This window comes from Streptomyces sp. NPDC001851 (assembly GCF_040297165.1).
Classification (GTDB): Bacteria; Actinomycetota; Actinomycetes; order Streptomycetales; family Streptomycetaceae; genus Streptomyces.
This window is the reverse complement of record NZ_JBEOYR010000013.1, coordinates 83,999-108,072: the sequence shown is the minus strand read 5'-3', so window position 1 is coordinate 108,072 and position 24,074 is coordinate 83,999. Positions and strand designations below refer to the sequence as shown.

Here is a 24,074-nt window from a genome sequence, read left to right as displayed (position 1 = left end):
CACACCCCTGGGGCAAATGGGTGACCAGGGCCCGACACCCGTATCCGGCCGCGCACTTGTGTCGTTCCCCCCGGGGACAGAGCGATGGTCCATCGCAGCCGCCCAGGGCAGTGAGAACAGCAAGAGCTGCACCCAGACATCCGTATTCCGACACGTTCCGTGCACAGGTCAATGAAGGGCCGAGGGTTCCATGCGCAAGCTTCAGCAAGTCGCGCTCGTCGTCGCAGCAGCCGGGGGTCTGTCCGCCGTCGGCGCCGGCCCCAGCTCCGCCGCGGCTCCCGCCTACAACGGCTACAACGGCGCTGCGCCGCCCCCCGTTTCGCAGCTGGACGCCCAGGCCGACTCGGCCACCTCCGCCCAGGCCAGCACGCAGTCCTACGGAGGAGCGCCGCAGGCCCCGCAGCGCGGCGCGGAGGTCACCCCGCAGGTCAACCCGACACTGAGCCCGTCGATCAGCCCGCAGATCAGCCCGCAGGCCACCCCGGGGCAGGGCGACTCCTCGTCCCTGCAGAGCAACCTCTTCCGCCCGTCCCAGGAGTGCAGCCCCCAGTCCCTGCTCAACGCGGCCGTCCCGGTAGCCGTGCTCGCCGCCGCCGACACGCACGGCATCGACTGCGGCCAGTCCAACATGCAGTCGAACGCCCTCGCCCACGCGACCGCGCACTAGGCCCTTCGCCCTCGGACCGGCGCCGCGCACCAGGCCAACAGGCCTGGAAACACCGGTCGTTCCGCACACCGACGCCCAGCACGGGCCCTTCGGGGATCGCCCCGGAGGGCCCGTTCGCGTGCGTTGCGGCTTTCGGGTGCTTTTGCCCAGCGATCATCAAATCGGCGCGTCGCTGTCCGTTTTGAGCTATTTCTGATTAACCTCCCGTAACTGTAAGAAGTCGATCTGCCACAGATCGCAACTCACTTCACTCCACCGGAGATGACATGCACAAGCTTCGCAAGGCTGCCGTCCTGGTCGCGGCCGTCGGCAGCATCGCCCTCATGAGCGGCACCGCCCACGCCGGCCAGGACGGCTGGGGAGGCAAGGGCGGCGAGAAGAGCGACAAGTTCAGCGTCCTGCAGAGCTCCAACTGCAGGTCGCACGACCTGAACCTGGACGTCCTCGGCGAGGTCGGCATCCTCAACGGCCTGCTGGGCAACGCGCTCAACGGCGAGGGCGACCCGGGTGCCCAGTCGACCCACATCGGCTCGACCATGGGCTGCAACAACAGCGCCTTCTGAGCACACGAGCGCACGGGCGACTAAAAAGCGGGAAATAATACCGGCCCCGAGCCTCAGGCTCGGGGCCGGTTCCTTTTTTCGTACCCATGGGCATTCAGAGTGACAGGAATTCCGAATTCGGCGCGTCGCCGATTGGCCTTGGTTATTTCCTATTAACCTCCATAACCGTACGAAGTCGATCTGTCACGGATCGCATCCACTTCATCACCCCACCGGAGATGACATGCACAAGCTCCGCAAGGCTGCCGTCCTGGTCGCCGCCCTCGGGAGCATCGGGCTCCTGAGCGCCGGCGCCGCCCACGCCGACCAGGGCTGGCGCAAGGGCGGCGACAGCGACCGCTTCAGCGTTCTGCAGAGCACCACCTGCAGGTCGCACGACGGCAACGCAGACGTCCTCGGCGAGGTCGGCATCGCCAACGGCCTGGGCGGCAACCTGCTGAACGGCGAGGGCAACCCGGGGGCGCAGCAGTCGTCCCTCGGCTCGACCATGGGCTGCAACAACGCCGTCGGGAAGTAAGCAGAAAAGTCGGAAAGTAAGCAGTAAAGCAAGTAGGGATATTTCCCCGGTGTTCCGGCCACAGACCGGGGCGCCGGGGAATTCCATGCCGCCAGAAAACCCATGCGGTCGCATAAAGCCGAAATGCCGGACCGGGAGCGCTCCCGGTCCGGCATTTCCTGATCGTGCGTCAGAACCTGATGTGGGGCTTCTTGAACTTCAGCTGCGGCACCTGGGGCTTCTTGACCTGGGGCTTCTTGAAGCCCTTGGGCAGCTCCATTTTGTTGGAGCAGTCCACGGCCGGCCCGACGTTCTTGGTTCCGCCGCCCAGCAGGTCGTCGTCGGCGAACAGCACGCGCGGCCGGTCGTCGACCAAGCAGTCCCGCGTCTGCTTGATGGCGTGGGTGCCGCGCTTGTCGGCCTGGGTCTCGCTCTTGCGCACGCAGATGGTGTCGCCCAGAACGGTGTTCCGGCAATCGCTCCTGGGTTCATCGGCGTGCGCGTGCGCGGCGCCGACGCAGATCACGGCGAGACTTCCGACGAGTCCCGAGACGGTCGCGATCTTCTGCCGAGTGAACATGGCTTGCGTTCCTTTGCACTGGAGGCCCGGGCGCCGACGCCGTGGAAACGGCGCCCACCCGGGCCTTGGAGAGAACCGAACGCGGGACCCGGCGCCTTGACGCCTTGCCGGGTGCGTCCGGTGACGACACAGCCGCAGCCCGGACGCGCACCCTGAGGTGTCTGCCGCGCGTCCGGGCTGCCTTCGCCATGGGTTATTACTCAGCACACCGGCGAACAGTCCGAGTTGAACCAGGACAGGGACGTTCCGTTCGTGCGATGTGCATGCCGTGCTCCAAAGGGGCGTCGATGCGCTACGACCGCAGCGCGCTCAACGTGCGCATCGAGACCTTGGGGATTCTTCTTACTGCTGCTGCTGGCCGCCACCGTCGGTCGGCGCGGAAGCCGGAGCGGAGTACTGACCGTAACCCTCTTCGGGCGCGGAGGCTTCCTTGTGGCCGCCGTCACCCGGCTGGGGAGTGAAGTAACCACCCCACGTGGCCACGGCGTTGGCCGACGAGTTGGCCACCGCGTTGATCTGCGGAGGGGTGTCGTCGTAGCCGCCGGCGAAGCTGACGCCGACGCCGAGGGTGGACAGCCCCGCAACCGCCGCGGCTACGACTGCGGCGCGCTGAAACTTACGCATGGTTTGACCCTTTCTTACCCGGGCGGGAAGCCCTGGCTTGACTACTTAGTGTGAGCATATACACACCATCGGTAGCAATTTGGGATCTTTCCATACGTCGTGTCGGATTACAGGGGGAATTCCACCAGAAGGTTCCGTTCGCGGGCTCAGCCCAACAGGTCGGCAGCGTCCGGCTTGTCGGCCCGGTCGGGCGTCACGCTCCTGCAGGTCACCTCGGGCCCGATCCGCATCGTCCCGTTGCCGAGGGCGGCGGGCAGCAACAGGGGCTGCGTCGGCATGCAGTTCTCCTGGTGGGGGATGGCCCCGTTCTCGGGCAGTTCACCCTGGATCCGCTGGATGCAGCTGATGTTGCCCTGGATGTCGCGCGTACAGACCCCCGGACCGGCCATGGCGTACGGCTGGGCGAGACCGGCGCAGGTCACTGCGAGGCCGCCAACAAGCCCGGAAACGGCCGCGATCTTCTTCCTACTGAGCATGTGATGCGTTTCCTTTGTGAGGGGCGCCCGGACGCCGTGTGCCGCGAACCGGCCACGCCGGGCTCTGTCTTCGTCTTCGAGATCCAGGCAACCGGCCCGGCGTGCGCGGAACCCTTCGGGGAGTGACCCGAAGGGTTCCGCGGAAGGCGTCGCACGCGATGACGCCGTCGACCTCAGCCAGTGAAGGCGTTGTTGAACTGACCGCAGGTGGTGTCCATGGTCTGGGCGAGACCGAGCACGCCGACCGGGAGGTTGCCGTCGGCCACCGTCTGCGGGCTGCACTCCTGGTAGGGGCGGTAGAGGTCGTTCACCTCCAGCCCGCCGCTGCCGTGAGCGAAGGCGGTACCGGCGACGCCGCCGACGGCGGACAGACCGCCGGCCGCCACTGCTGCGATCACGACCTGCTGAAGCTTGCGCATGGAACCCTCGGCTCTTCTTGCTCGTACGTCGAGGCTGATTGCCTACCGTGACTGACCGAACACTAGCAGTAGCGATACTCGGTATTCCACTTTGGCGGATATCCGTGTCCAAAAGGGGACATGAGCCCGAATGCATTCCCCGATGATGACAACTGCCGCGGCGATACGGCGCGTTGTCGCCGTGTACACCAACACGAATGCAGCAAAAGGCAGTTGTATGACGAGAAGGTCGGCTCCGCGGACCGGATGCACCGGACGGTCCGTGCTGGGCGGCGAGTTCGGCTCAGCCGGGAAGATCGAACGTGCGACATCTCGAACGGCATGACGAACCGACCGGCATACACGGGAAGTTACCGGCCTCACTCGTACCGGTAGATCCCGCTCAGGTCCTCCAGCTGGTCCGGCGTCACGTCCCAGGGCGGCAGCCGCTCGTGCCGGGCCACGATCCGGCCGTGCTGGGCGTCGCGCGGGCCGGGCGGCTCGGCCGGGAGGTAGCGGTGCTCGCGGTGCCGCTGCTGCCAGCGGGTCCACTGGAGGTCGACGAAGGAGTGGTGCAGCCAGAAGACGGGGTCGTTGACGGAGGCGCCGCCGACCATCACTCCGCCCACCCAGCGGTGCACCCGGTTGTGGTTGTGCCAGGAGACACTGCCCCGGCCCTGCCCCCACCCCTCCAGCTTGTTGCGGAACCCTCTGGTGACCGTCGAGTCCCAGGGCGCCGTGTCGTAGACCGGGTCGGCCAGGGCCGACTCCAGGTCACGGGCGGTCGGCAGCTCGATCGGGTTGCGGGCGCGGCCGAGGTCGCGGGTGAGGTACTGCCGGTCGGTCACGCCCTCGGTGATCTTCCAGTGGCCCGCCCGGTAGGCGAACGGACCGGTCATCACCTGCCGGTCCGAGCGCCGCCCGTTGCCGCCCATCAGGTCGTCGGTCCACGGCAGCGACATGGCCGTGCGGTCACGGGTCCAGTCCCAGTACGGCACCGTCACCGACGCGTCCACCCGGCGCAGCGCGCGCTCCAGTTCCAGCACGAGCTTGCGGTGCCAGGGCAGGAAGGAGGGCGTCATGTGGGCGGTGCGCAGCCCGCGTTCACCGTCGGGGGTGTTGTACGTGATGTGCATCCGTACGAACTCGTCGTACTCACCGCGCCGTTTGATCTCCAGCAGGGCGTCCACGAACCGGCGCCGCTCGCTGCGGGTCAGCGCGCTGATGTTCTTACGCGTGTACACCATGCCCGCCTCCCCCGTGCTCCGGCCCGCCGCCCATCGGTCCCGGTGCCAGGTCGCGCACCTGCTCGTCGGGGCCCAGCTCGTCGACCGCTCCCCGGGCCGCGGCGAGCGGGGTCGCGTACGAGCGGTAGTGGTCGACCATGCTCAGCCAGCTGCCGTCGGCGCGGCGCATCAGGTGCAGGGGGCGGCCGTCGATCGTGACCGCCCACTGGGCGCCGGCGGCCCGGCCGGAGCCGCGGACCTCGACGCCGCGGATCTGGCGCCCCCGGTAGGTCTCGTCGAAGGCACCGGCCTGCCGGCCGTCGTCCGGGGTGTGCGCGGGCCGTCCGCAGGCCGTGGCCACCGGGGCGAGCGCCGCGCCGACGGCCGAGGCGAGCAGCCCCCGCGTCACGTCCCGCCGCGTTCTGCCCCGGGGCCGCGCTCCGCCCGCGACCGGCGTCCCGCGCTGCCCGCCTCCCGGCACTTCGCCGACGCCAAGAACCATCGTTCACTCCTCGTCCGGTCCGGTTGTCGATGCCGTAACCGACGGACGGCCCGGCCGGTCACCGACGTGCGGCCGGACCGGTGACCCGGGCGCCGGGCCGGGCGGGCGGAACGGCCCGGGTGGCGCGGCGGAACAGACGCGTGCCGGCGGCGGCCGAGGTCACCGCGGACCCTATCCGCACCGGACGGGACGGCCCCGGTGCGCGCTCACCCGGCCGGAGCACGGCGGCCGGTGCTCCACACGATCGGGGGACATGCGGGCCGGGCCTGACCGGGGCGCCGTAGGGGCGCCCCCCGACCCTGGTGTCGGGGGGCGCCCCTACGACTCTCGCCCCTGGGCCGCCGCTGCGGTACGGCCCAGGCCGGCACCTCGTCGGGACTTCCTTCGGTGGTGCGCCGGATCGCTGATGCGCGGGTTCCTGAGCCCACCCTGAGAGCACCCGTCGGCTTCGGCAACCGGAAAGGCTCATTCCGGTGAAGCACCCGTCCGTTCGGGGCACGGCGTGCGCACGGCGGCCGAGGCCGCTCACCGTCGGGCAGCGGCGGGCACGGGGGCCACAGGCGGGCATTCGGGTGAATTCTCCGGCATTCCACGCCTCTCGGTATCTTCGGGCCTTCATATCTCGTTCACAGTTCGCAGGTCGTGGCGAGTGTGAACGTGCGGCATCACGGTCCCCTGCGGCGACCTGCGGAACCCGGCAATCGAGAAGGCCGGATCAGCGGCCGACGCCGGCTTCCCCTTCCCGCCTGAGAGAAAGACAACGAGAGTGCGACAGACCCTGACCAAGGGATTGGTCGTGGCCGCCGCCGCGACAAGCGCCCTGACTCTGTCCGGCACATGGGCGTTCGCGGACTCCGGTCCGCAGGCGACAGGGGCGGACTCACACACGGTGCTGTCGGGCGATACGGCTCCCCAGCAGGCCATCCCCGGTGAGTCAAGTGCCCTGAGGGCGATCGCTCGCGCACAGGCCGCCGTGCGGCAGGCGCACAGGCAGCTGGGGTACATGGCCCCGGCTTCCGGCAGCCCCACGACGAAGGCGAGCGACGAGGGTTCCAGCTACGGCTCGGACGACAGCTCCAGCTCCACCGCCGGCGCCACCGCCAGTGCCAGCCCCGGTTACGGCTCCAGCTACGGCGACGACGAGCCGGGTTACGGATCCGACTGCGGCTGCTACGGCGAGGACACGCCCACGCCTCCCCCGACCAAGGCGGTCCCGCCGCCGCCCCGCAAGCACACCCCGGCCCCCAAGCCCGCCCCCGTGAAGGCACCGCCCGCGAAGCGGACTCCGCCGCCCCCGGAGCTGGCCAAGACCGGTACGGAGACCACCTCCGGAGCCATCGCCGCCAGCGGTGCGCTGCTGGCCGCCGGAACCGTCCTGTACCGGCGGGGCCGGGCCGCGGCCCGGCGGTAGCGCCCCGGGTGCCGGACGTCTCGCGCCCGGCACCCGCCGGCTCCGCTTCCGTCCGCCGCGCCGCCCGAGCCGGGAGCGCGGCGGACGGAACGAGCCTGCCCGCGGGCCCCGGCTCACGCTCGTCCGTCGAGGGCGTCGAGCAACTCCGCCGACCGGGGTGAGGCGACCTTGCGGGTGAAGAACATCCGGGAGGCTTCGATCGCCGGGAGGTCGGCGAGCGTCCTCGTGCCCTTGAGCAGCCGGTCCAGGTGGTGGAAGTTGGTGAAGTCGGCAGTGCCGCGCCCGGCCCGCGGCCGCAGGACCGGGTCCTCCACCTCCTCGCGCCAGCCGCTGTTCCAGACGAGCGTGTGGAAGAACATCTCGTCGGGCGCGTGGGTCGTACGGAACAGGTTCTCCCAGCGGGGGTCCTCCGCCTTGCCGAGCAGGTCCGCGACGCAGTCGGCGGTCAGCGCCGTCCACTGGCTGCCCGCCACCGGCTCGATGTCACCGAACACGGAGGGCCTGCGCCGGGGGGTCAGCTCCGAGATCCCCCTGCGCAGCAGTGCGCGGGGGAGGTAGGTCGGTCCCGGTCCGGTCGGCACGGCGTCGAGGCACCACCGCTTGAGGACCCGGCCGGCGGTGGTCCTGTCGTCGAGCACCGCGGCCGCCTTGCAGTGCTGCCGGAACGGCGCCGAGGCGAGGTGTGCGGCGAACGCGCGCACCGGCCGGGCGGGGTAGCACTGCCCGGACAGCAGAACGATGTGGTCGCAGGGCTGCGCGAGCTCCAGTGCCGTGCGGTAGAGGGCGAGCGTCGCGCGGACGACCGAGAAGCCTCCCCACCGGACGGCGACGCGGTCGCGGACGTACGTGGTGCGCGGCACCCCCGCGAAGTCGGCGGCGCACGAGCGTGCGTCCACGTGGACGACCACCGGGTACGGCGCCAGCCGCGCGACCAGCCGTGCGAACAACTGGGGCTCGGTGTGGGCGAGCACGGCAAATACCGGCATCGTTCTCTCCTCCCTCGGTCCACCGGCTTCTCCCCCACGGTGATCGCGGGGCCATGGGTCGCGGCGCGGGCTCGCTGGCGCGCGGGAGGGATGTCCCCCGAATGGCGCGTCGCCGAAGGCCGCACCGGCGCCATCCGGTGAATCCGGTGCGAGGGCCCCGCGGTGGCGTCACACGGCGGGGCCGAGCGGCATGGTGAAGCGCAGGGGCTGGAACATCTCGGCGTGGGTGCAGCCGACCCTGCTGCCGTGCAGGACGGCCCGTGCGCGGACCGCCTCGGCCCCCAGCTCCGCGCGGCTGCCGGTCTGTGAGGCGTGCGCCGCGAGGAGGGCGGTCTTCCGCTCGATCACCGGGCTGATGTCCACGCTGATGCCCGACGACAGCAGGGGGGACCGGGGAGACTCGTACAGCAGTACGTTGTCCAGGCGCCGAGCGGCGATCCGCAGGGCCTGGTGCGTCCTGACGTGGTCCTGGTGGATGTCCTCCGGCAGGTGTGCGTAGACCAGGTCGGGGCTCGCGTTCGCGATCTCCTCCTCCAGGCGGCTCACGAGCTCGCGCAGCGGTCCGAGTTGGCCGTCGGGCCGGTGCAGCATCACGGCCTTGGCGCCCAGGAGCTGTGCGGCGTGGTCCTGTTCGGCGGCGCGCACCACGGCGTCCCCGGCGAGGGCTCCGTCACTGACGACGACGAGGGTGATCGAGGCGCCGTGCGCCGCGTGCCGCAGGAGGGCACCTCCGCAGCCGAACTCGATGTCGTCCGGGTGAGCTCCGACCGCCAGCACCCTGTTCCACATAAGCGCCCCTCAGATGCGGCTGATGGTTCCTCAATGTCCTGATACTACATACATGATCCGATTCTCACACTTTCCTCACGCATACCCCTCGCACACCCTCGTCACCGACCACAACCTCGTACCGAATGACATTGTTTTGTGAAGAATGCCTGATATAAGTAGTGGCCGATGAGAGCGACCGGGGGCTTCTGAAGGAGAGGCATGGGGCGGTCCACCAACGCGGTGTCCGGGCAGGCGCCCTTCTCCACGCCGTACAAGACGCTGCACCGCGAAGGCACCCGGGTTCCCGGGTACGGCGCGCTCTCCGTCTGTGTGGATCTCGTCGGGGCGGCACTGCCCGTGCCGGCGGCGATCCTCCAGGGCCGGGAGCCGCGCGCGCTGCTCCTGGCCGCTGCCGCCGCCGCGTTGTGGCCGCTGATCGGGGTGGCGAGCAAGCGCTACGCGTCCGGGGTCGGGGCCGACGCGGCCGATCTGCGGGCCGTCCTGAGGGACTGGCTGATCCTGGTCGGCGCCCTGGCCGTGCTGCGCGTGCTGTGCGGACCGGACAACGGCCCCATCGAGGCCTTCACCGCGCTGCTGCCCGCGCTGGCGCTCACCGCGACCTGCCAGAAGGTGATCCGCCGCCGGCTGCGGGCCGCGCGCAGGGACGCCCGTGTACTGCACCGCGTCCTGGTCATCGGCGAAGGCCCCCTGGTGGACGCCGTGGTCGCGCAGCTCGCCCAGCGCACCGACCACGGATACGTCATCGTCGGCGCCTGCGCGGTGGGCGAGCATCCGGTGTCCTCGGGCGTCGCGGTGTGCGTACGGCTGGCCGGCGAAGCGCCGCAGCCACCGGAGACGGACGCGGCGGGGGTGCTCGGCGCCGTCGACGAACTGGCGGCCGACCTGGTCTTCGTGGCGGTGAGCCGCCATATGTCGGGCGAGCGGCTGCGCCGGCTGTCCTGGGCGCTGCACGACCGGGGCTGCCCCCTCGTCGTACTGCCCGGCATCGTCGACGTCGCACGCCGCCGGCTGCGGACGACCTCTGCCGCCGGACTGACGATGCTGCACATCGCACCGCCCGCGCGCCGCGGGATCCCGGCCCTGTTCAAGGCCGTCGTGGACCGGGTGGGCGCGCTGCTGCTGATCGTCCTGCTCTCCCCCCTGCTGCTGGGCGTGGCCCTGGCGGTGCGGCTCGGCTCGCCCGGTCCCGCCCTGTACCGGCAGACGCGCGTGGGCCGGTGCAACACACACTTCTCCATGTGGAAGTTCCGCACGATGGTGGTGGGCGCGGACCGGCTCAAGAGCGAGCTGGAAGAGGCGAACGAGAACGACGGGCACATGTTCAAGCTGCGCCGTGACCCGCGGATCACCCCCGTCGGACGCGTCCTGCGCCGCTACTCGCTCGACGAGCTGCCGCAGCTGTTCAACGTCCTGCTCGGCCATATGTCCCTGGTCGGGCCGCGTCCTCCGCTCCCCGAAGAGGTGGTCAAGTACAACCCGGTGGAGCGGCGCCGGCTCACCGTCAAACCGGGTCTGACGGGGCTGTGGCAGGTGAGCGGACGAGCGGACCTCTCCTGGAACGAGACCGTCGCGCTCGATCTGCGCTACATCGACAACTGGTCCCTGGCCGGGGACGTCAACGTGATGGCCCGCACCGTGCGAGCGGTACTGGACGGCCAGGGCGCCTACTGAAAGGTACAGCGTCATGGCAGCGACATGGTCTCTGCGCGGCTTCACCGGTGCCGGATACGACAAGGGGCGGCCCCTGCTCGTCCAGGCCGCCTGGTTCGCCGTCCAGCACCTCGTCTTCGTCAAGTGGTGGTGCCCGGACCGCTGGCGCCCGCCGCTGCTGCGGGCCTTCGGCGCCCGCGTCGGACAGCGGGTGCTGATCCGGCACGGCGTGCGGGTGCACTGGCCCTGGAAACTGGAGATCGGCGACGACGTGTGGATCGGCGACTCGGCCTGGATCCTCAACCTCGAACCCGTCACCATCGGCAGCGACTGCTGCGTCTCGCAGAACGCCCTGCTGTGCACGGGCAGTCATCTGCGCCGTTCCCCCACGTTCGAGTACGACAACGGCCCCATCCGCCTGGCTCCGGGCAGCTGGGTCGCCGCGCGGGCCGTCGTCCTGCGCGGCGTCACCGTGGGCCGGGGCGCCGTGGTGGGCGCCGGTGCCGTGGCCCACCGGGACGTGGCGCCGGGCACCGTCCTGACGGCGGGCTGCACGCAGCAGACGACCGCGTCCGCACCCGTGAAGGAGGTCAGGGCATGAGAGTGGTCCAGGTGGTCACGCTCGTCAGCGACGACGGGACCTTCGGCGGCCCGCCGAGCGTGGCACTCGCCCAGCTCCAGGAGCTGGCCGAACGCGGTCACGACGTACGGCTGGTGTCCTTGTGGCGGGGGACGGCGCCGGCTCCGCCGCGCTTCGGCGCCGTCCCCTTCGTCTCCCGCCGGGCGCGGACCGTCGTCCCGGGTCAGGGGTGCCTCGGCCTCATGCACCCCCTGCTGCTGCGGGACCTGTGGCGGGCCATGGGACGCGCCGACGCCGTGCACCTCCATGTGGGACGGGACCTCGTGTCCCTGGCCGCGCTCGCCGTCGCCCGGCTGCGGGGCGTCGACTTCGTCGTCCAGACGCATGGCATGGTCGAGCCCCGGACCGGTGTGGCCGCGCGCGTCTTCGACAGCGTCTACGTCCCCCTGCTGCGGCGGGCACGCCGCTGTCTCGTCCTCACCGAGCGGGAACGGCGGTCCCTGTCCACGGTCCTCGGCGCCGGGCACCCGCCGCTCGTGACGCTGGCCAACGGCATGCGGCTGTCCCCCCGGGCGCGGCACGCGCCGGCACGCGACACCCGCGAAGTGATCTTCCTGGCCCGGCTGCACCCGCGCAAACGCCCCGAGGCGTTCGTGGAGATGGCGGCCCTGGTCCACAAGGAGATCCCGGAGGCGCGGTTCACCCTCTACGGCGCCGACGAGGGATCGCTGGGGCAGGTGCACCAGCTCATCGCCGACCGGGGGCTGGCCGACGTGGTCCGCTACGGCGGCCCGCTGGAGCACTCCGCGGCGCTGGAGGCCTACCGCAGGGCGGCCGTGTACGTCCTGCCCAGCGTGCACGAGCCGTTCCCCATGACGGTTCTGGAAGCACTGGCCGAAGGGACGCCCGTCGTGTGCACGAGCAGCTGCGGCATCGCCGAGGAACTGGCGCACCGGCAGGCCGCGATGGTCACCGACGGCAGCCCGGAGGCCCTGGCCGAGGCGGTGAGCGCCCTCCTCACCGACGAACCCCTGCGGCACCGCCTGACCCACGCCGGCCACCGGGCCGTCGAGGAGACCTTCTCCATCCACGCGGTGGCGGACCGCCTGGAGGGCATCTACCGGGACCAGTCCCGGTAGAGACGTCGCTGCTGGTCCGGGGGGGGAGCGGGCGGCCGGGGGCTACCGGGCCGCGTCCGGCGGAGTGGTGCCGGGTGCCCCGCCGCGCCGGCCGGAGGTGGTGGCCGCCGTGCCGAGGATGTGCTCGAAGCGGGAGGCGGAGGCCTCCAGGGCGAACTCCCGCTCGGCCAGGACGCGGCTCTGCTTGCCCAGCGACGCGGCGAGTTCCGGGTCGGACAGGACGTCCCGGACCCACGCGGCGGCGCCCTCCAACGAGGACTCGTCCGGCGGGAAGACCGCCGAGCCGGCCTGCCGCAGCAGCTGCGCGGCCAGATTGTCCGCGGGCATCAGGCCGAGCACCGGCCGCCCGGCACACAGATACGAGAGGGTCTTCGACGGGACCGAGAACATCCCGGCGTCCCCTTCGAGGAGGACCACGAGTACGTCACCGGTGCCCAGGACCTCGGGCAGCCGCCGGTACGGCTGGAAGGGCAGCAGCGTCAGCTCGACCCCGCGCGCGGCGGCGGCCTCCTTGAGGACGGGCACGGCCGGGCCTTCGTTGACGACCACGAGACGCACCCGCTCGCCCCGCTGCCGCAGCCGCTCCGCCAGCCCCACCAGCAGCACGGGGTTGTGCTTCAGGCCCAGCGTGCCGGCGTAGAGCAGGGTTTTCACCTCGCTCAACCGGTGCTCGTCCGACCATGCGTTGGCCCTGGACACCGGGACGATCTCGTCCAGCGGCGCCCAGTTGGGGATCACCGTGACCTTGTCGGCGGTGCCCCACCGCCGGTGCACCTGCAGGAAGGAGTCGGCGATCACCACGATGGCGGCGGCCTGCCGTGCCGCCCACTTCTCGCCGGCGCCGAACACCTTCGCCGCGACGCCCATCGCGCCCGCGACATCGGCGGCGGCGAAGCGCTGGAGCGCGACCGCGGTGATGTCCTGGTGCCACAGCACCCAGGGGATGCGCAGCCGCTTCAGGACCGCCGCGGTCACCGCGAGGACCGGGACCGGCAGGTTGGACAGCAGCGCCACCTCGGGCCGGGCCCGTGCGACCTGCCGGCCCAGTTCCACGCCCAGCCGGGTCTCCTGCAGGAGTCGGTGCGCATAGGCCTGCTTCCTCAGCACCGTGCGCTCCCCGATGGTGGTGAAGCGCAGGCCGGCCACGTCCGCCCCGAGGTCGCCCTTGCCGCTGAGATAGGCCGCGCAGGTCGAGTGGACCACCGCGTGCCCGCGGCGTGCCAGCTCCCGGCTGAGCTGGGCCTGGAAGGGGTGACCGCTGTAGTCGTGAACGAAGATCCTCATCGGCTTGTCGCGTCCTCGCACCGTCGGCTCAGCCGTGCGAGCGCTTCACCTGGTCGTAGACCCAGGCGTAGGTCCTCTCCAGGCCGCTGAGCAGGGGGATTGAGGGTTCCCAGCCGTAGATCTCGCGGATCAGGGTGTTGTCGGAGTTGCGGCCGCGCACGCCCTGCGGGGCGTCGAGCCGGTAGCTGCGTTCGCAGCGGATGCCCGCGATCTGCTCGACGAGGCCGACGAGCTGATCGATGGTCACGAGCTCCGAGGAGCCGAGGTTGACCGGTACGCCGCTGTCGCCGCCCATGATCATCTGGGTGCCGTGCAGACAGTCGTCGATGTACATGAACGAGCGGGTCTGCTGTCCGTCGCCCCAGATCTCGATCCGGTGGTCACCGCTGAGCACGGCCTCGGCCACCTTGCGGCACACCGCGGCCGGCGCCTTCTCGCGGCCGCCGGCCCAGGTGCCGTGCGGGCCGTAGACGTTGTGGTAGCGGGCGACGCGGGTGGTGAACCCGTAGTCCTCCGCGTAGTGCCGGCACATGCGCTCCGAGAAGAGCTTCTCCCAGCCGTAGCCGTCCTCCGGCTGTGCCGGATAGGCGTCCTGCTCCTTCAGCGCGGTGACGTTCGGGTCCGTCTGCTTGCCGGCGGCGTAGACGCAGGCGGAGGAGGAGTAGAAGTACCGCTCGGCACCGGCCTCGTGTGCGGCCTGCAGCATGTGGGTGCTGGTGAGCACCGACATCATGCACGCGGCCTTGTTGTTCTCGATGAAGCCCATGCCGCCCATGTCCGCGGCCAGCATGTACACGTGCCGGGCGCCCTGGACGCCGCTGCGGGCGCCGTCGAGGAGCGAGAGGTCCGCGATCACGTTCTCGGCGTCCTCATGGACCTGGTGCCACTCACGCAGGGGCTTGATGTCGATGGAGCGGACCGTCAGCCCCTGGGCCAGGAGGGCGCCCACGAGGTGCCCGCCGATGAATCCCCCGCCACCGGCAACGACGGCGTCGACCTGCTTGTTCATGGACAACTCCTCTGGTGAAGGGGGGACCTGAGGGAGGGCCGGCCGTCCCGGCACCCGGCTTCCGCTCACCCAGAGTATTCATTTCCGCCCTATTTGCCCCGCATTGGCGCGCCCTGGGTGATTTATTACATTACGGCGCTATATATCGGCCAGTGAGGTTTCCGCAGCAGCAGTCGTCGACCAGAGAAGTCCCGGTCCGGGACACGGGTGTGCGCAGTGTGCCCGCGGTCTGTGTCTGGTCCCTCGCCCTGACGGTCCTGCTGCCGGTGCTGGTCCTGCGGCCGCTCAACGGGCCCGTGCCGCCCGCGCTCGTGCTGCAGGGTGTCGTCGTGGCGCACACCGGTGGCGCCCTCACCCGCGTGCTCACCGCACCCAGGGTCCGGCTCGTCGGTCTCGGCTTCTGGATGTTCTCCTACATCTGGTTCGGGCTGGCCCCGCTGCCGATGCTCACCTCGGACACCTACCCGTGGCCGTACCGGGCCGGCGCGGAAACGTCCTTGCGGGCCGTGGCGGTGGTCGAGCTGGGGCTGCTCGCCTACAGCGCCGGAACCGCCCTCGCCGCCCGGCGCGCGCACCTGTACGCCGCCCGGCCCGGCCTGCCGGAACGGCTGCTCGCCCGCAGCCTGGCCCCCTGGCGCGTCCTGGTGCTGTGCGGCTGCGCCCTGGCCCTGGCGGTGCTGCTGCTGCACGGCCAACCCGGCGGTGTCGGCGCCTACTTCACCAGCCGCCAGGCCGTCAACGAAACCGGCGCCCTGGACGGGGCGCCGGACGCCTTCCTGCAGCCGCTGCGCAGCTGGTCCCTGTCCGTGCCCGCGTTCTGGGGCCTGCTGGGCCTGCTGCGCCTGCCGCGGCTGCCGGACGGCGACCGCCTGCTGCGCGGCCTGCGGTGGCTGCTGCTGCCCCTGCTCGCCGCGGTGAACATCATCGTCAACAACCCCATCAGCAAACCGAGGTTCTGGGCCGGCACGGTGCTGCTCACCCTGCTGTTCAACGTGCCCCGGCTGGGCCGGCCCCGGGCCGCCCGCGCGCTCGCCGTCGCCGTACTCGCCACGGTGCTCGTCGTCTTCCCCTACAGCGACTACTTCCGCTACGACGACCGGCACCAGGTCTCCGTCGTCTCGCTGTCCGAGCAGTTCACCACCAAGGGCGACTACGACGCCTTCCAGCAGGTGCAGACGGGCCTCGACTACGCCCGCGAGAAGGGGATTTCACCCAGGCAGGCGCTCGGCCCGGTCTTCTTCATGGTGCCGCGCTCGGTGTGGCCGGGCAAACCCGACGACACCGGTATCGCGCTGGCGCAGTACGCGGGTTACGACTTCCTCAACCTGTCGGCGCCCTTGTGGATCGAGAGCTACCTGTGGGCCGGCCCGCCCGCGGTCGCCCTCGTGTTCCTGCTGCTGGGCGTGGCGGGACGCCGTATGGACGAGGTGCGCGAACGCCTGCTCGGCCGGCCCGGGACGCTGGCACTCCTGCTGGTACCCGCCTTCGCCTTCTACCAGTTGATGTTCCTGCGCGGCAGCCTGCTCGGCATCACGGGCCCGATGCTGCTGCTGCTGACCGTCCCGCTGCTGATCTCCGCGCCGGCCCGCCGGGCCGTGGGACCCGCCTCACCGGCGCTGCCGTCCGCCCCCGTCCCGCACGCCGCACCCTCGCCCGCCTCACCCTCGCACGCAGGAGGACACCTGTGACCGGCCCCATCCCCATCGACGACCGTTTCGACGAACCGGAACAGCTCCGCGAGCAACTGCGCCTGCTCCTTCGCCACCGCGTCGCGATGGCGCTGGGAGTCGCCCTGGGCCTGCTCGGTGGTCTGGCCGTGGCCTGGTACGGCGCCGGCACCTACAGCTCCGCCAGTGAGGTCCTCGTCCGCGCCGGCGCCGATCCGTTCGGCTCGGTCAGCGTGCCGGCCGACAACCAGATCAGCATGAGCACCGAGCAGCAGATCGCCGCCGGTGCCACCGTCGCCGTACGCGCGGCGCACACCCTGGGCCAGCCCGCCGGCCGGGCCGCCGCACTGCAGAAGCATCTGCGGGTCACCAACCCGGGCAAGTCCCAGGTGCTCCGCTTCGAGTTCACCGCCGGCACTCCGGGGCGGGCGGCGCGCGGCGCCAACGCCTTCGCCGAGGCCTATCTGGCCGACCGCGCCAGCCGTGGCGACGCGGCCGTACAGCGGGCCGTCGCCGGTATGAGACAGCAGATCACGGCGCTGACCCGGCAGGTGAAGAAGGAAGCGGCCGACGACAGCGGCGCCTCCCCCGCGAAGAACGAGATCAACAGCCTGCGCAAGCGCGTGTCCGAGATCAGCTCCCGCGACACCGACGGCGGCGACATCGTCCGCCGGGCCGCCGCGCCCGCCGGCCCCTCGGGCCCGGGGATGCGGACCCTGATCGTCCTCGGCCTGGCCGGCGGAGTCGTCCTGGGCATCCTGCTGGCCTGGCTGTGCTCGGCCCTCGACCGCCGGGTCCGGTCGGCCCGCGAGGTGCAGGCCGCCCTGCGCGCGCCCGTGCTGGGTGTGCTGCCCCACGAGCGCCGCTCGGCGGGCGCCTCGCTCACGGTCGGCCGTACCGGCGGCGCCCGTGCCCAGGCCTTCCGCTCGGTGGCCTACCGACTGGCGCGGACCGGGCTCTCCGGCGGTGGCGGCTGCCTCCTCGTGGTGGCCCCGCGGCGCCACGACACCGCCGGGGCGGTCGCCGCGAACCTGGCCGCGGCCTTCGCGGAGTGCGGGCGGCAGGCGGTGCTCGTGGACGCCGACCCCGACGCGCCCGGCCTCGCCACGCGCCTGCCGCTGGTGCCGGAGGCGGAGCGCGCCGGGCAGGAGACGCCGCTGCCCGAGGGCGGTGTCCTCGTCGACGCGGGGTCCGCGGGACGGTTCGCCCTCTGCTCCAGCGGCAGCACCGGCGTGCCCCTGCGGGCCGAGGTGTCCCGGACGATGGAGCAGGTGGCGTCCGGCACCGGCTCGCCCGTCACGGTCGTCGCCGCCGGGCCCCTGCTGGAGGACCCGAACTCCCTGGCCGTCGCGGAGGACTTCGGCGGTGTCCTGGTCGTCACCGGACGGGACACCCGGCGGGAGGACCTCAGGCAGGTGAGCGAACTCATCGGCTGCTCCGGTGGACGCCTGCTGGGTGCCGTGGTGGACGCCGGGCGCGCGCGGCGCGGCCTCACGACCGCTGTGCTCCGCCGCGTCAGGCCCCGTTCCCGGGCCGAGGGTGTCCTGCCGGCCACGCAGCGTGCGGGGCGGCACGACACCCTCACGGCCACCCGGGGATGACGGCGTCCGGGGCGGCGGCCCCTCCCGCCACCGCCGGGGCCGGTGCCCGCAGCACGGTCGCCGCCGCCGCACGGGGCGGGGTGTGGGGTGCGGTGGGTTCCGGTACGAACGCCGTGTTCGCCTTTCTGCTGGTCGGCCTGATCACCCGGGCGGTCGGAGCCCACGGGGCCGGAGCGATCTTCGCCGGTGTCGCCCTGTTCACCATCGCCAGCAACGTCTGCAAGCTCGGCGCCGACACCGGGCTCGTCCGCTACATCCCCGGTGATCTCGCCCTCAACGACGGCCGCTCGGTGGGCTCCCTGCTGCGCATGGCGGTGCTGCCGGCCCTGGCGGCCTCCACCGCGGCGGCCCTGGTGCTGCTGTGGTGCCCCGCGGTGGCGACCACCCTGCTGCCGCACCTGCCGCGCGCCGACGCGCTCCGGCTGATCCGGTTCTTCGGTCTGGTCCTGCCGGCCGCCACCGTCAGCCTGATCCTGCTCGGCGCCACCCAGGGATACAGCACCGTGGTGCCGTTCGTCTCCGTGGAGCAGATCGGCAAGCCCGTGCTGCGGGTGCTGATCGCGGTGCCCGTGGCGTACTGGGCGCCCGGGTTGCTGTCCCTGGCGGCGGCGTGGCTGCTGCCGGCGCTGGCCGGACTCGCCGCCGCGTGGCTGGGCCTGCGCCGCTGCCGGGCCCCTCACTCCGGGAGCGTCCCCGCGGGCGGAGCGGCCGTTTCCTGGCGGGAGTTCTGGGCCTTCTCCGCCCCCCGCGCGGTCTCCTCCGTCTTCGACATCAGCGCGGTCTGGGTCGGGGTCCTGCTGCTGTCGGCGCTGGCCACGGACGCCGAGGCGGGCATCTACACCGCCATCGGCCGTGTCGTCACCGCGGGCACCCTCCTCCAACTCGCCGTCCGGCTGGCCGTGGCACCGCAGCTCAGCCGGCTCCTCGCGGTCGGCGAGTTCGCCGAGGCGCAGCATCTGCACCGCACCTCGACCTGCTGGATCGTGCTGTTCTCCTGGCCGCTGTTCGTTCTGATCGCCGGGTTTCCCCGGACCGTTCTCGCGGTGTTCGGGCCGGAGTTCACGCGGGGGGCGCCCGCCCTGGTCATGCTGTGTGCCGCCGCCGTCGTCAATGTGGCCGTCGGCAACGCGCAGACCGTGCTGCTCATGGCGGGGAAGAGCTCGTGGCATCTGGCCTGCACCGCCGCGGCGTTCGCGGTGCAGCTCACCGTGGGCCTGCTCGCGGTGCCCCGGTGGGGCATCCTCGGCGCGGCCGTCTCCTGGGGTACGGCCATCGTGGTGGAGAACCTCTCGGCCGCCCTGCTGGTCCGGCTGCGCCTCGGCTTCAGGACGGTGGCCGCCGGTTACACACGTGCCCTCGGAATCGCCGCGGCGGTCTCGGTGGTGCCGGCGGGCGTGCACACCCTGTCGGGTGACACCCCGTCAGGACTCGCACTCAGCCTGACTGTCGGAATGTCCGTATTTGGTACTTTTTTGTGGCGATACCGTACGCCTCTGGGAGTAAGCGAGCTGGTCCAGGTGCTGCGCCGTCGCACCGTATGAGGCATCGCCCTCAACCTGCCCGCCCCCTTTCCTTCGAGGTGTCCCCTTGCGTCACAGCAAGCTCCGTAAGAAGGCGGTCACGGGTCCGGCTGCCGCAGCCCTCATGTGCGCAGGCGCCCTGCTCTGCTCCCCCGCGGCCGCGGTCACGCGGCACGACACGGCAACGCTCACCGCCGATCCCCTGGCCACCTGGCAGACGGACGGGATCGTCTGGTCCCTGGCCTACGCCCGCGGTGTCGTCTACGCCGCGGGCACCTTCGACGCGGTCCGGCCGCCCGGTGCCGCCCCCGGCACCCGGCAGATCCCGCGGCACAACTTCGCCGCGTTCGACGCCGCGACCGGCGCACTGCTGCCCTGCGCCCCCTCCTTCAGCGACGGCGCCGGCCCGTACGGCGCGGGCACGGTACGGGCCTTGAAGGCCTCCCCCGACGGACGGGTGCTGTACGTGGGCGGCTCCTTCGGCCACGTCGGGTCCACGGGAGTGGCCAACGCGGTGGCCCTGAACACCGCCGACTGCACCCTGCGCACGGACTTCCGGCCCGCGGTGTCCGCGACCGTCCGGGTCATCGAGACCACCGGCCGAGCGGTGTACCTGGGCGGCGACTTCGACCAGGTCTACGGCCGGCGCAGGGCCCGCGTCGCCGCCCTGACCCCCGCGGGCTCCCTGCTGCCCTTCCAGGCGAGCCTGGACCTGCCCGTCCGCGCCCTGTCGGCCGCGCCCGCGCAGCGCACCCTCCTGGTCGGAGGGGACTTCGGGTCGGTCAACGGCAGGCGGGCCCACGCCCTGGCCGCGCTGGACCTCACCACCGGGGCGACGGTCCGCACCTTCGCGGGCTGGCTGCCGTCCGGTTCGACGGTCAAGTCGATCGCACAGGACGGCTCCCGCTTCTACCTCGGCGCCGAAGGCGAGGGACTGGGCGTGTTCGACGGACGCATCGCGGGCCGGCTCCGCGACGGAGCCATGCTGTGGAAGGACACCTGCCTCGGCGCCACCCAGGCCGTGCTGCCCCACAACGGCGTTCTCTACAGCGCCTCCCACGCGCACGACTGCTCCCGGACACCCGGCGGGTTCCCCGAGCGGGGCGTCCGGCACACGCTCCTGGCGCAGTCGGTCACCGACCGGAGGATCCTGCACTGGTTCCCCGACACCGATGGCGGACTCGGGGAGGGAGTGGGCCCCCGCACCCTCGCCATGGCCGGCGGCACCCTGTGGGTCGGAGGTGAGTTCACCCAGGTCAACGACCGCCCGCAGCAGGGACTCACCCGCTTCGGCACCTCCGCCCCCACCAGCGCGCCCCAGAGCCCGGCCCTCGGGGTCCTGGCCGCGCGCCCGGGGAAGGTCACCATCGGCTGGCATGCCGTGTGGGACCGCAACACCGCTGTCCTGACGTACCGGCTCTACCGGGACGGACAGCTCGTCTCCCGGCAGGCCAAGGCATCCGCGGCCTGGGACCTTCCGGCCATGAGCTACACCGACTCGGTGGCCGCCGGCTCCCGCCACCAGTACGCGATCGAGGTGACGACCGGCAGCCGCACCTCGCCCCGGTCCGCGATGATCGTGACGGTGCCCGCGCGCGGTGACCGGACGAGCGGAGCGTGAGCTGTGACGGCGACACGCATCGGGTACGCGCCCGGCGTCTGGGACCTGTTCCACATCGGGCACCTCAGCATCCTGCGCGAGGCGCGCCGGCACTGCGACCGGCTCGTGGCCGGGCTGGCGTCCGACGAACTGACCAGGCGCCTCAAAGGCAGACCACCGGTGATCCCGCTGGCCGAGCGCCTGGAGATCGTCCGCAGCGTGCGCCACGTCGACGACGTCGTCGTGGAGACGCACGGGGACAAACTGCAGATCTGGAAGCAGGTCGGATTCCACGTCGTGTTCAAGGGCGACGACTGGAAGGGAACCACCAAATGGGACATCCTCGAACGCCGTTTCGCGACAGTCGGTGTCGACGTCGTCTACTTCCCCTACACCGTGCACACGTCCAGCACGCTACTGCGCAGGGCGCTGGAGCTGATGGAGCTCGCGGAACCACTTCACCAGGAAGGCCGCCATGAACAGGACATGAGCCACGAGGAGCACACAGTACAGGGCAAGGAAGAGGTCCGGACTGCCCAGAAATAGAAAGCAGACGCAGGTCGTGCCGTAGTCGACCGGCAGGAGCAGGACGGACCCCCACGCCGAGGCCGGACCACCGCCTCTTCCCGCCGCCACCCGCCCCTTGAGCTGCTGCGTGAGAATTCCGGCGAAGAAGATCACCACCGCGGCGAGCTGGAACAGCAGGGGGGCCAGCAGAAAGAGCGGACTGGGCAGGGCGAAGAAGCGGTAGAACGCCACCAGCACCACCAGGTGGAGGGTGACGACCCTGACGCAGTCCAGCACATGGTCCAGCCATTCACCCGACAACGTCGCGCAGCGCTGGCTCCGCGCGAGCTGACCGTCCGCGGCGTCCAGCGCGAAACCCACGGCAAGGGCCACGCCGACGCAGACCGACATCAAGGGCTCGGGCCTCAGCAGGGCCACCGCGGCCAGAGCCGGAAAAGTGAACAAGGCGCCGAGTAGCGTCAGCTGATCAGGGGTCGCACCGATCCGGGAGGCCAGCGCCGCCATCACACGGCCGGCCGGACGATTGACGAACCGGCTGTAGACCGACACCCCCTTCGCCGGTTTCTGTGCCGCCGACAGTTGCCTCAGCATTTCCGCGAACTCGGCCATAACCCTCCTTGGCGACACACCACGTGACAAAGGAAGGCAACTATGACAGAACAGGATGGCGAGATGGCCCGCAATCGTCGGCGTATTCTGCGCGGCGGAACATCACTGCTGGTCGCGGCAGCCCTGCCCGCCAACAGTGCGACCGCCAAAAGTGCGTCCTCCAGGCATGCGGACATCGGGCCGATGTCCTCGGTCAACGTCACCGATCTCGGTGCCGTGGGCGACGGACGCACCGACGACACGCAGGCGTTCGAGACCGCGTACACGCTCGCCGCCGCCCGCGTCCGCGACGGCGTGGGCCGGCTGGTGGTGGAGATCCCCGCCGGCGACTTCCTCATCACACGTCCGCACGCCCTGCTGAACGGCGTCGCCCCGCCGCGGCCCGCGAACGGTCTGCGTTTCGTCGGGGCGGGCAAGAACATGACCGCCCTCGTCTTCCGCCCGGAAACCGGCCCCGGCTCCTATCTGTGCCGGAACGAGGACAGATGGTCCAACCTCTCCTTCGAACGCATGCAGTTCCGCTCCGCCACCCCCGGCGCCTCCTTCTTCCGCTCCTACTCCACCGGCCAGGCCCAGGACTACCGGTTCACGGAGTGCGAATGGCTCGGCGAATGGGAGTACGGGCTGGCCCTCGACGGCACCAACACCAACTCGGAGATGCTGTGGCAGGCCTGCACGGTCGCCGGCAGCTACCGCAAGGCGTTTCTCTACTCGGGGCTCACAGGACGCAAGCAGGCCGCGCCGAACGACCAGGACCAGTTCCTGAACTACTGGTTCACCGACATGAAGGTCGAATACGAGTGGGGCAACTTCCTGGAGTTCCCCTACGGCGGATCCATTTCCTGCCGGGGCGGCTCCTACATCATCACCGGAAAACGCCCCCAGAGCACCGCCGAGTACGGCACCACCAGCACCTTCTTCCGCTTCCCGGTCAGCGAGCACCACGATTCGGTGCAGCGCTTCCACGCCCAGGACATCCGCTTCGAGGTGCGCGACCCGGACGTACGGATCATCGACTGCGTGTGGAGCAGCGGAACGGTCCACTTCACCGACTGCGACGACACCGCGAACGCCTTCAGGGACTTCTCCGCCGACATCCGTCCGCACCAGTACAGCGTGGGCCCGCGGGGGCCGCTGATCCGCTACGACTCCTGCCAGCTCGTGGGCCGGCACCAGTACCGGACGACCGACCGGCAGGACACCCAGCCGACCGTCGTCCGCTACGACATGTGCCTGCTGCGGAGCCGGCCGCAGGGCGAGTTCGCCGTCACCGACGGCCCCAGCGCCACCCCCGCCCCCTTCGTACGCTTCACCGACTGCATCGACGCCGACCCCGCCGGCGCCAGATCCGCGCCGGCCACGCCCGCCACCCCGCCCGCGTCCCCCGGTGACACCTCCCCCACGGACTGAACCCCGGCCGTCCGGCCGCCTGCGGCGTGTGGGGGCCCGGGACGTCCCGGGCCCCCACATCTGGGTACGGCGCGGTGGTGCGGCAGGGTCAGGCGATGCCGGGCGCCGCCGCGTCAGACGTACTTGGTGGGCTTGACGCAGAAGTCGACGCGGGTGATGGCCGGGTCCTTCCCGCCGGAGTCGGCCGGGGCGTGGAGTCCCGCGTCGGCCGCCGTGCCGTCGGGGAAGCCCGTCGAGCTGTCGTACTTGTAGACCTTGGCGCCGGTACTGCCGGTGACCGTGATCTGGACGACGGAACGGTGGGCGGCCGAGGGGATGCTGAAGCCGAACAACTCGCCCTGGGTCCCGTTGCTGACGGTGAGCTGGAGGTTTCCGTCGCCGGGGATCGCCACGGGTCCGGTCGTCGGGTTGGTCACGCTGAACGCGGTCGCGCCCGTCGGGCAGGTCCCCGGAGGGGGCGGGGGCGGGGTCGTCTGGCACGGTGTGCAGCCGGACGGGGGCGTCGTCGGCTGGCACGCCGAGCACCCCGATGTGCCGCTCGACTGGCAGGCCGAGCACGATGACGTGCCGGTCGTCGGGCACGACTTGCAGGCCTGCAGCACGCGGGGAACCGCGTGGGCCGACGCGGGGCCGGCGGCGATGCCGAACGCCACGGTCGCGGTCAGCCCGGCGCCGACGAGCCCCGCCCCCCAACTCCACCTTCGTGACTGCGTCTTCGCGCGGGCAGCTACTCGCATAACGAGCACTCCTCCTCAA

General features: G+C 71.3%; 24 protein-coding genes and 1 pseudogene. 13 read left to right on the top strand and 12 right to left on the bottom strand.

The genetic code is table 11. The features are described from left to right. The first annotated feature begins 190 nt into the window (after positions 1-190). The 3 genes from ABT171_RS20610 (at position 191) to ABT171_RS20600 (ending at position 1,747) form a co-directional block, all read left to right on the top strand. Positions 191-667: a hypothetical protein gene (locus tag ABT171_RS20610; RefSeq protein WP_351245769.1), complete on the top strand. Its 477-nt coding sequence runs from the start codon at positions 191-193 to the stop codon at positions 665-667. Positions 668-933: 266 nt separating this feature from the next. Continuing rightward, positions 934-1,230, top strand: coding sequence for a hypothetical protein (locus ABT171_RS20605; RefSeq protein WP_351245767.1), 297 nt, complete (start codon positions 934-936; stop codon positions 1,228-1,230). Positions 1,231-1,453: 223 nt separating this feature from the next. Further along, the gene (locus tag ABT171_RS20600) at positions 1,454-1,747 is read left to right on the top strand and encodes a hypothetical protein (protein WP_351245765.1); all 294 of its coding nucleotides are present in this window, start codon (positions 1,454-1,456) and stop codon (positions 1,745-1,747) included. Between the two features lie 169 nt (positions 1,748-1,916). Here ABT171_RS20600 and ABT171_RS20595 read toward each other — a convergent pair whose 3' ends face one another. From ABT171_RS20595 to ABT171_RS20570, 6 genes are all read right to left on the bottom strand, one after another. Next, entirely contained in the window at positions 1,917-2,306 is a 390-nt protein-coding gene (locus ABT171_RS20595; RefSeq protein WP_351245763.1) for a hypothetical protein, read from the bottom strand. A 342-nt stretch (positions 2,307-2,648) separates the two neighbouring features. Beyond that, the gene (locus tag ABT171_RS20590) at positions 2,649-2,930 is read right to left on the bottom strand and encodes a hypothetical protein (protein WP_351245761.1); all 282 of its coding nucleotides are present in this window, start codon (positions 2,928-2,930) and stop codon (positions 2,649-2,651) included. Positions 2,931-3,076: 146 nt separating this feature from the next. After that, on the bottom strand, positions 3,077-3,406 hold the full coding sequence (locus ABT171_RS20585) for a hypothetical protein (protein WP_351245759.1): 330 nt from the start codon (positions 3,404-3,406) through the stop codon (positions 3,077-3,079). Between the two features lie 173 nt (positions 3,407-3,579). Next, positions 3,580-3,825, bottom strand: a complete 246-nt coding sequence (locus ABT171_RS20580) for a hypothetical protein (RefSeq protein ID WP_351245757.1) — start codon at positions 3,823-3,825, stop codon at positions 3,580-3,582. A 359-nt stretch (positions 3,826-4,184) separates the two neighbouring features. Next, complete coding sequence (locus tag ABT171_RS20575; protein ID WP_351245755.1) at positions 4,185-5,051, bottom strand: tyrosinase family protein; 867 nt, start codon at positions 5,049-5,051, stop codon at positions 4,185-4,187. Further along, complete coding sequence (locus ABT171_RS20570) at positions 5,035-5,532, bottom strand: tyrosinase family oxidase copper chaperone (protein ID WP_351245753.1); 498 nt, start codon at positions 5,530-5,532, stop codon at positions 5,035-5,037. The genes ABT171_RS20575 and ABT171_RS20570 overlap by 17 nt, the downstream gene beginning before the upstream one ends. A 766-nt stretch (positions 5,533-6,298) precedes the next feature. Between ABT171_RS20570 and ABT171_RS20565 the strand changes: the two genes are divergently transcribed. Continuing rightward, on the top strand, positions 6,299-6,943 hold the full coding sequence (locus ABT171_RS20565) for an LPXTG cell wall anchor domain-containing protein (protein WP_351245751.1): 645 nt from the start codon (positions 6,299-6,301) through the stop codon (positions 6,941-6,943). 113 nt (positions 6,944-7,056) lie between these two features. On the opposite strand, the gene ABT171_RS20560 is transcribed toward ABT171_RS20565, so the two are convergent. Continuing rightward, positions 7,057-7,929: a beta-1,6-N-acetylglucosaminyltransferase gene (locus ABT171_RS20560; protein WP_351245749.1), complete on the bottom strand. Its 873-nt coding sequence runs from the start codon at positions 7,927-7,929 to the stop codon at positions 7,057-7,059. Between the two features lie 168 nt (positions 7,930-8,097). Beyond that, positions 8,098-8,718: a PIG-L deacetylase family protein gene (locus ABT171_RS20555; RefSeq protein WP_351245747.1), complete on the bottom strand. Its 621-nt coding sequence runs from the start codon at positions 8,716-8,718 to the stop codon at positions 8,098-8,100. Between the two features lie 312 nt (positions 8,719-9,030). Between ABT171_RS20555 and ABT171_RS20550 the strand changes: the two genes are divergently transcribed. The 3 genes from ABT171_RS20550 to ABT171_RS20540 are packed head-to-tail and all read left to right on the top strand — an operon-like array spanning position 9,031 to position 12,090. Continuing rightward, a complete protein-coding gene (locus tag ABT171_RS20550; protein ID WP_503075899.1) occupies positions 9,031-10,392 on the top strand; it encodes a sugar transferase in 1,362 nt (453 codons plus the stop codon). Positions 10,393-10,405: 13 nt separating this feature from the next. Next, entirely contained in the window at positions 10,406-10,972 is a 567-nt protein-coding gene (locus ABT171_RS20545) for a DapH/DapD/GlmU-related protein (protein WP_351245743.1), read from the top strand. Continuing rightward, positions 10,969-12,090 carry a glycosyltransferase gene (locus ABT171_RS20540; protein ID WP_351245741.1) on the top strand — a complete coding sequence of 374 codons (1,122 nt, stop codon included), beginning with the start codon at positions 10,969-10,971 and terminating at the stop codon, positions 12,088-12,090. The genes ABT171_RS20545 and ABT171_RS20540 overlap by 4 nt, the downstream gene beginning before the upstream one ends. A gap of 42 nt (positions 12,091-12,132) precedes the next feature. On the opposite strand, the gene ABT171_RS20535 is transcribed toward ABT171_RS20540, so the two are convergent. Both ABT171_RS20535 and ABT171_RS20530 read right to left on the bottom strand, forming a co-directional pair. Next, complete coding sequence (locus ABT171_RS20535) at positions 12,133-13,374, bottom strand: glycosyltransferase family 4 protein (protein WP_351245739.1); 1,242 nt, start codon at positions 13,372-13,374, stop codon at positions 12,133-12,135. Positions 13,375-13,402: 28 nt separating this feature from the next. Continuing rightward, positions 13,403-14,383 carry an NAD-dependent epimerase/dehydratase family protein gene (locus ABT171_RS20530; protein WP_351245737.1) on the bottom strand — a complete coding sequence of 327 codons (981 nt, stop codon included), beginning with the start codon at positions 14,381-14,383 and terminating at the stop codon, positions 13,403-13,405. A gap of 209 nt (positions 14,384-14,592) precedes the next feature. Here ABT171_RS20530 and ABT171_RS20525 point away from each other — a divergent pair, with 209 nt between their 5' ends. The 5 genes from ABT171_RS20525 to ABT171_RS20505 are packed head-to-tail and all read left to right on the top strand — an operon-like array spanning position 14,593 to position 21,317. Then, positions 14,593-16,071 (top strand): hypothetical protein, encoded by a 1,479-nt coding sequence (locus ABT171_RS20525; RefSeq protein ID WP_351245735.1) that lies wholly within the window; start codon positions 14,593-14,595, stop codon positions 16,069-16,071. Then, positions 16,068-17,651, top strand: a complete 1,584-nt coding sequence (locus tag ABT171_RS20520; RefSeq protein ID WP_351245733.1) for a YveK family protein — start codon at positions 16,068-16,070, stop codon at positions 17,649-17,651. The genes ABT171_RS20525 and ABT171_RS20520 overlap by 4 nt, the downstream gene beginning before the upstream one ends. Next, on the top strand, positions 17,648-19,192 hold the full coding sequence (locus ABT171_RS20515) for a lipopolysaccharide biosynthesis protein (protein ID WP_351245731.1): 1,545 nt from the start codon (positions 17,648-17,650) through the stop codon (positions 19,190-19,192). The genes ABT171_RS20520 and ABT171_RS20515 overlap by 4 nt, the downstream gene beginning before the upstream one ends. A gap of 46 nt (positions 19,193-19,238) precedes the next feature. Continuing rightward, a complete protein-coding gene (locus ABT171_RS20510) occupies positions 19,239-20,792 on the top strand; it encodes a fibronectin type III domain-containing protein (RefSeq protein ID WP_351245729.1) in 1,554 nt (517 codons plus the stop codon). A gap of 3 nt (positions 20,793-20,795) precedes the next feature. Beyond that, positions 20,796-21,317, top strand: a complete 522-nt coding sequence (locus tag ABT171_RS20505) for an FAD synthase family protein (RefSeq protein ID WP_351245727.1) — start codon at positions 20,796-20,798, stop codon at positions 21,315-21,317. Here the strand turns inward: ABT171_RS20505 and ABT171_RS20500 are convergent. After that, positions 21,201-21,908: pseudogene (locus tag ABT171_RS20500) on the bottom strand (CDP-alcohol phosphatidyltransferase family protein); the annotation flags it as partial. The gene ABT171_RS20505 and the pseudogene ABT171_RS20500 sit on opposite strands and share 117 nt — an antisense overlap. Positions 21,909-21,950: 42 nt before the next feature. Here ABT171_RS20500 and ABT171_RS20495 point away from each other — a divergent pair. Continuing rightward, positions 21,951-23,318, top strand: coding sequence for a glycosyl hydrolase family 28-related protein (locus ABT171_RS20495; RefSeq protein ID WP_351245725.1), 1,368 nt, complete (start codon positions 21,951-21,953; stop codon positions 23,316-23,318). A gap of 113 nt (positions 23,319-23,431) precedes the next feature. Here the strand turns inward: ABT171_RS20495 and ABT171_RS20490 are convergent, their stop codons facing one another. Then, positions 23,432-23,734, bottom strand: a complete 303-nt coding sequence (locus ABT171_RS20490; RefSeq protein ID WP_351245723.1) for a hypothetical protein — start codon at positions 23,732-23,734, stop codon at positions 23,432-23,434. Positions 23,735-24,074 lie beyond the last annotated feature (340 nt).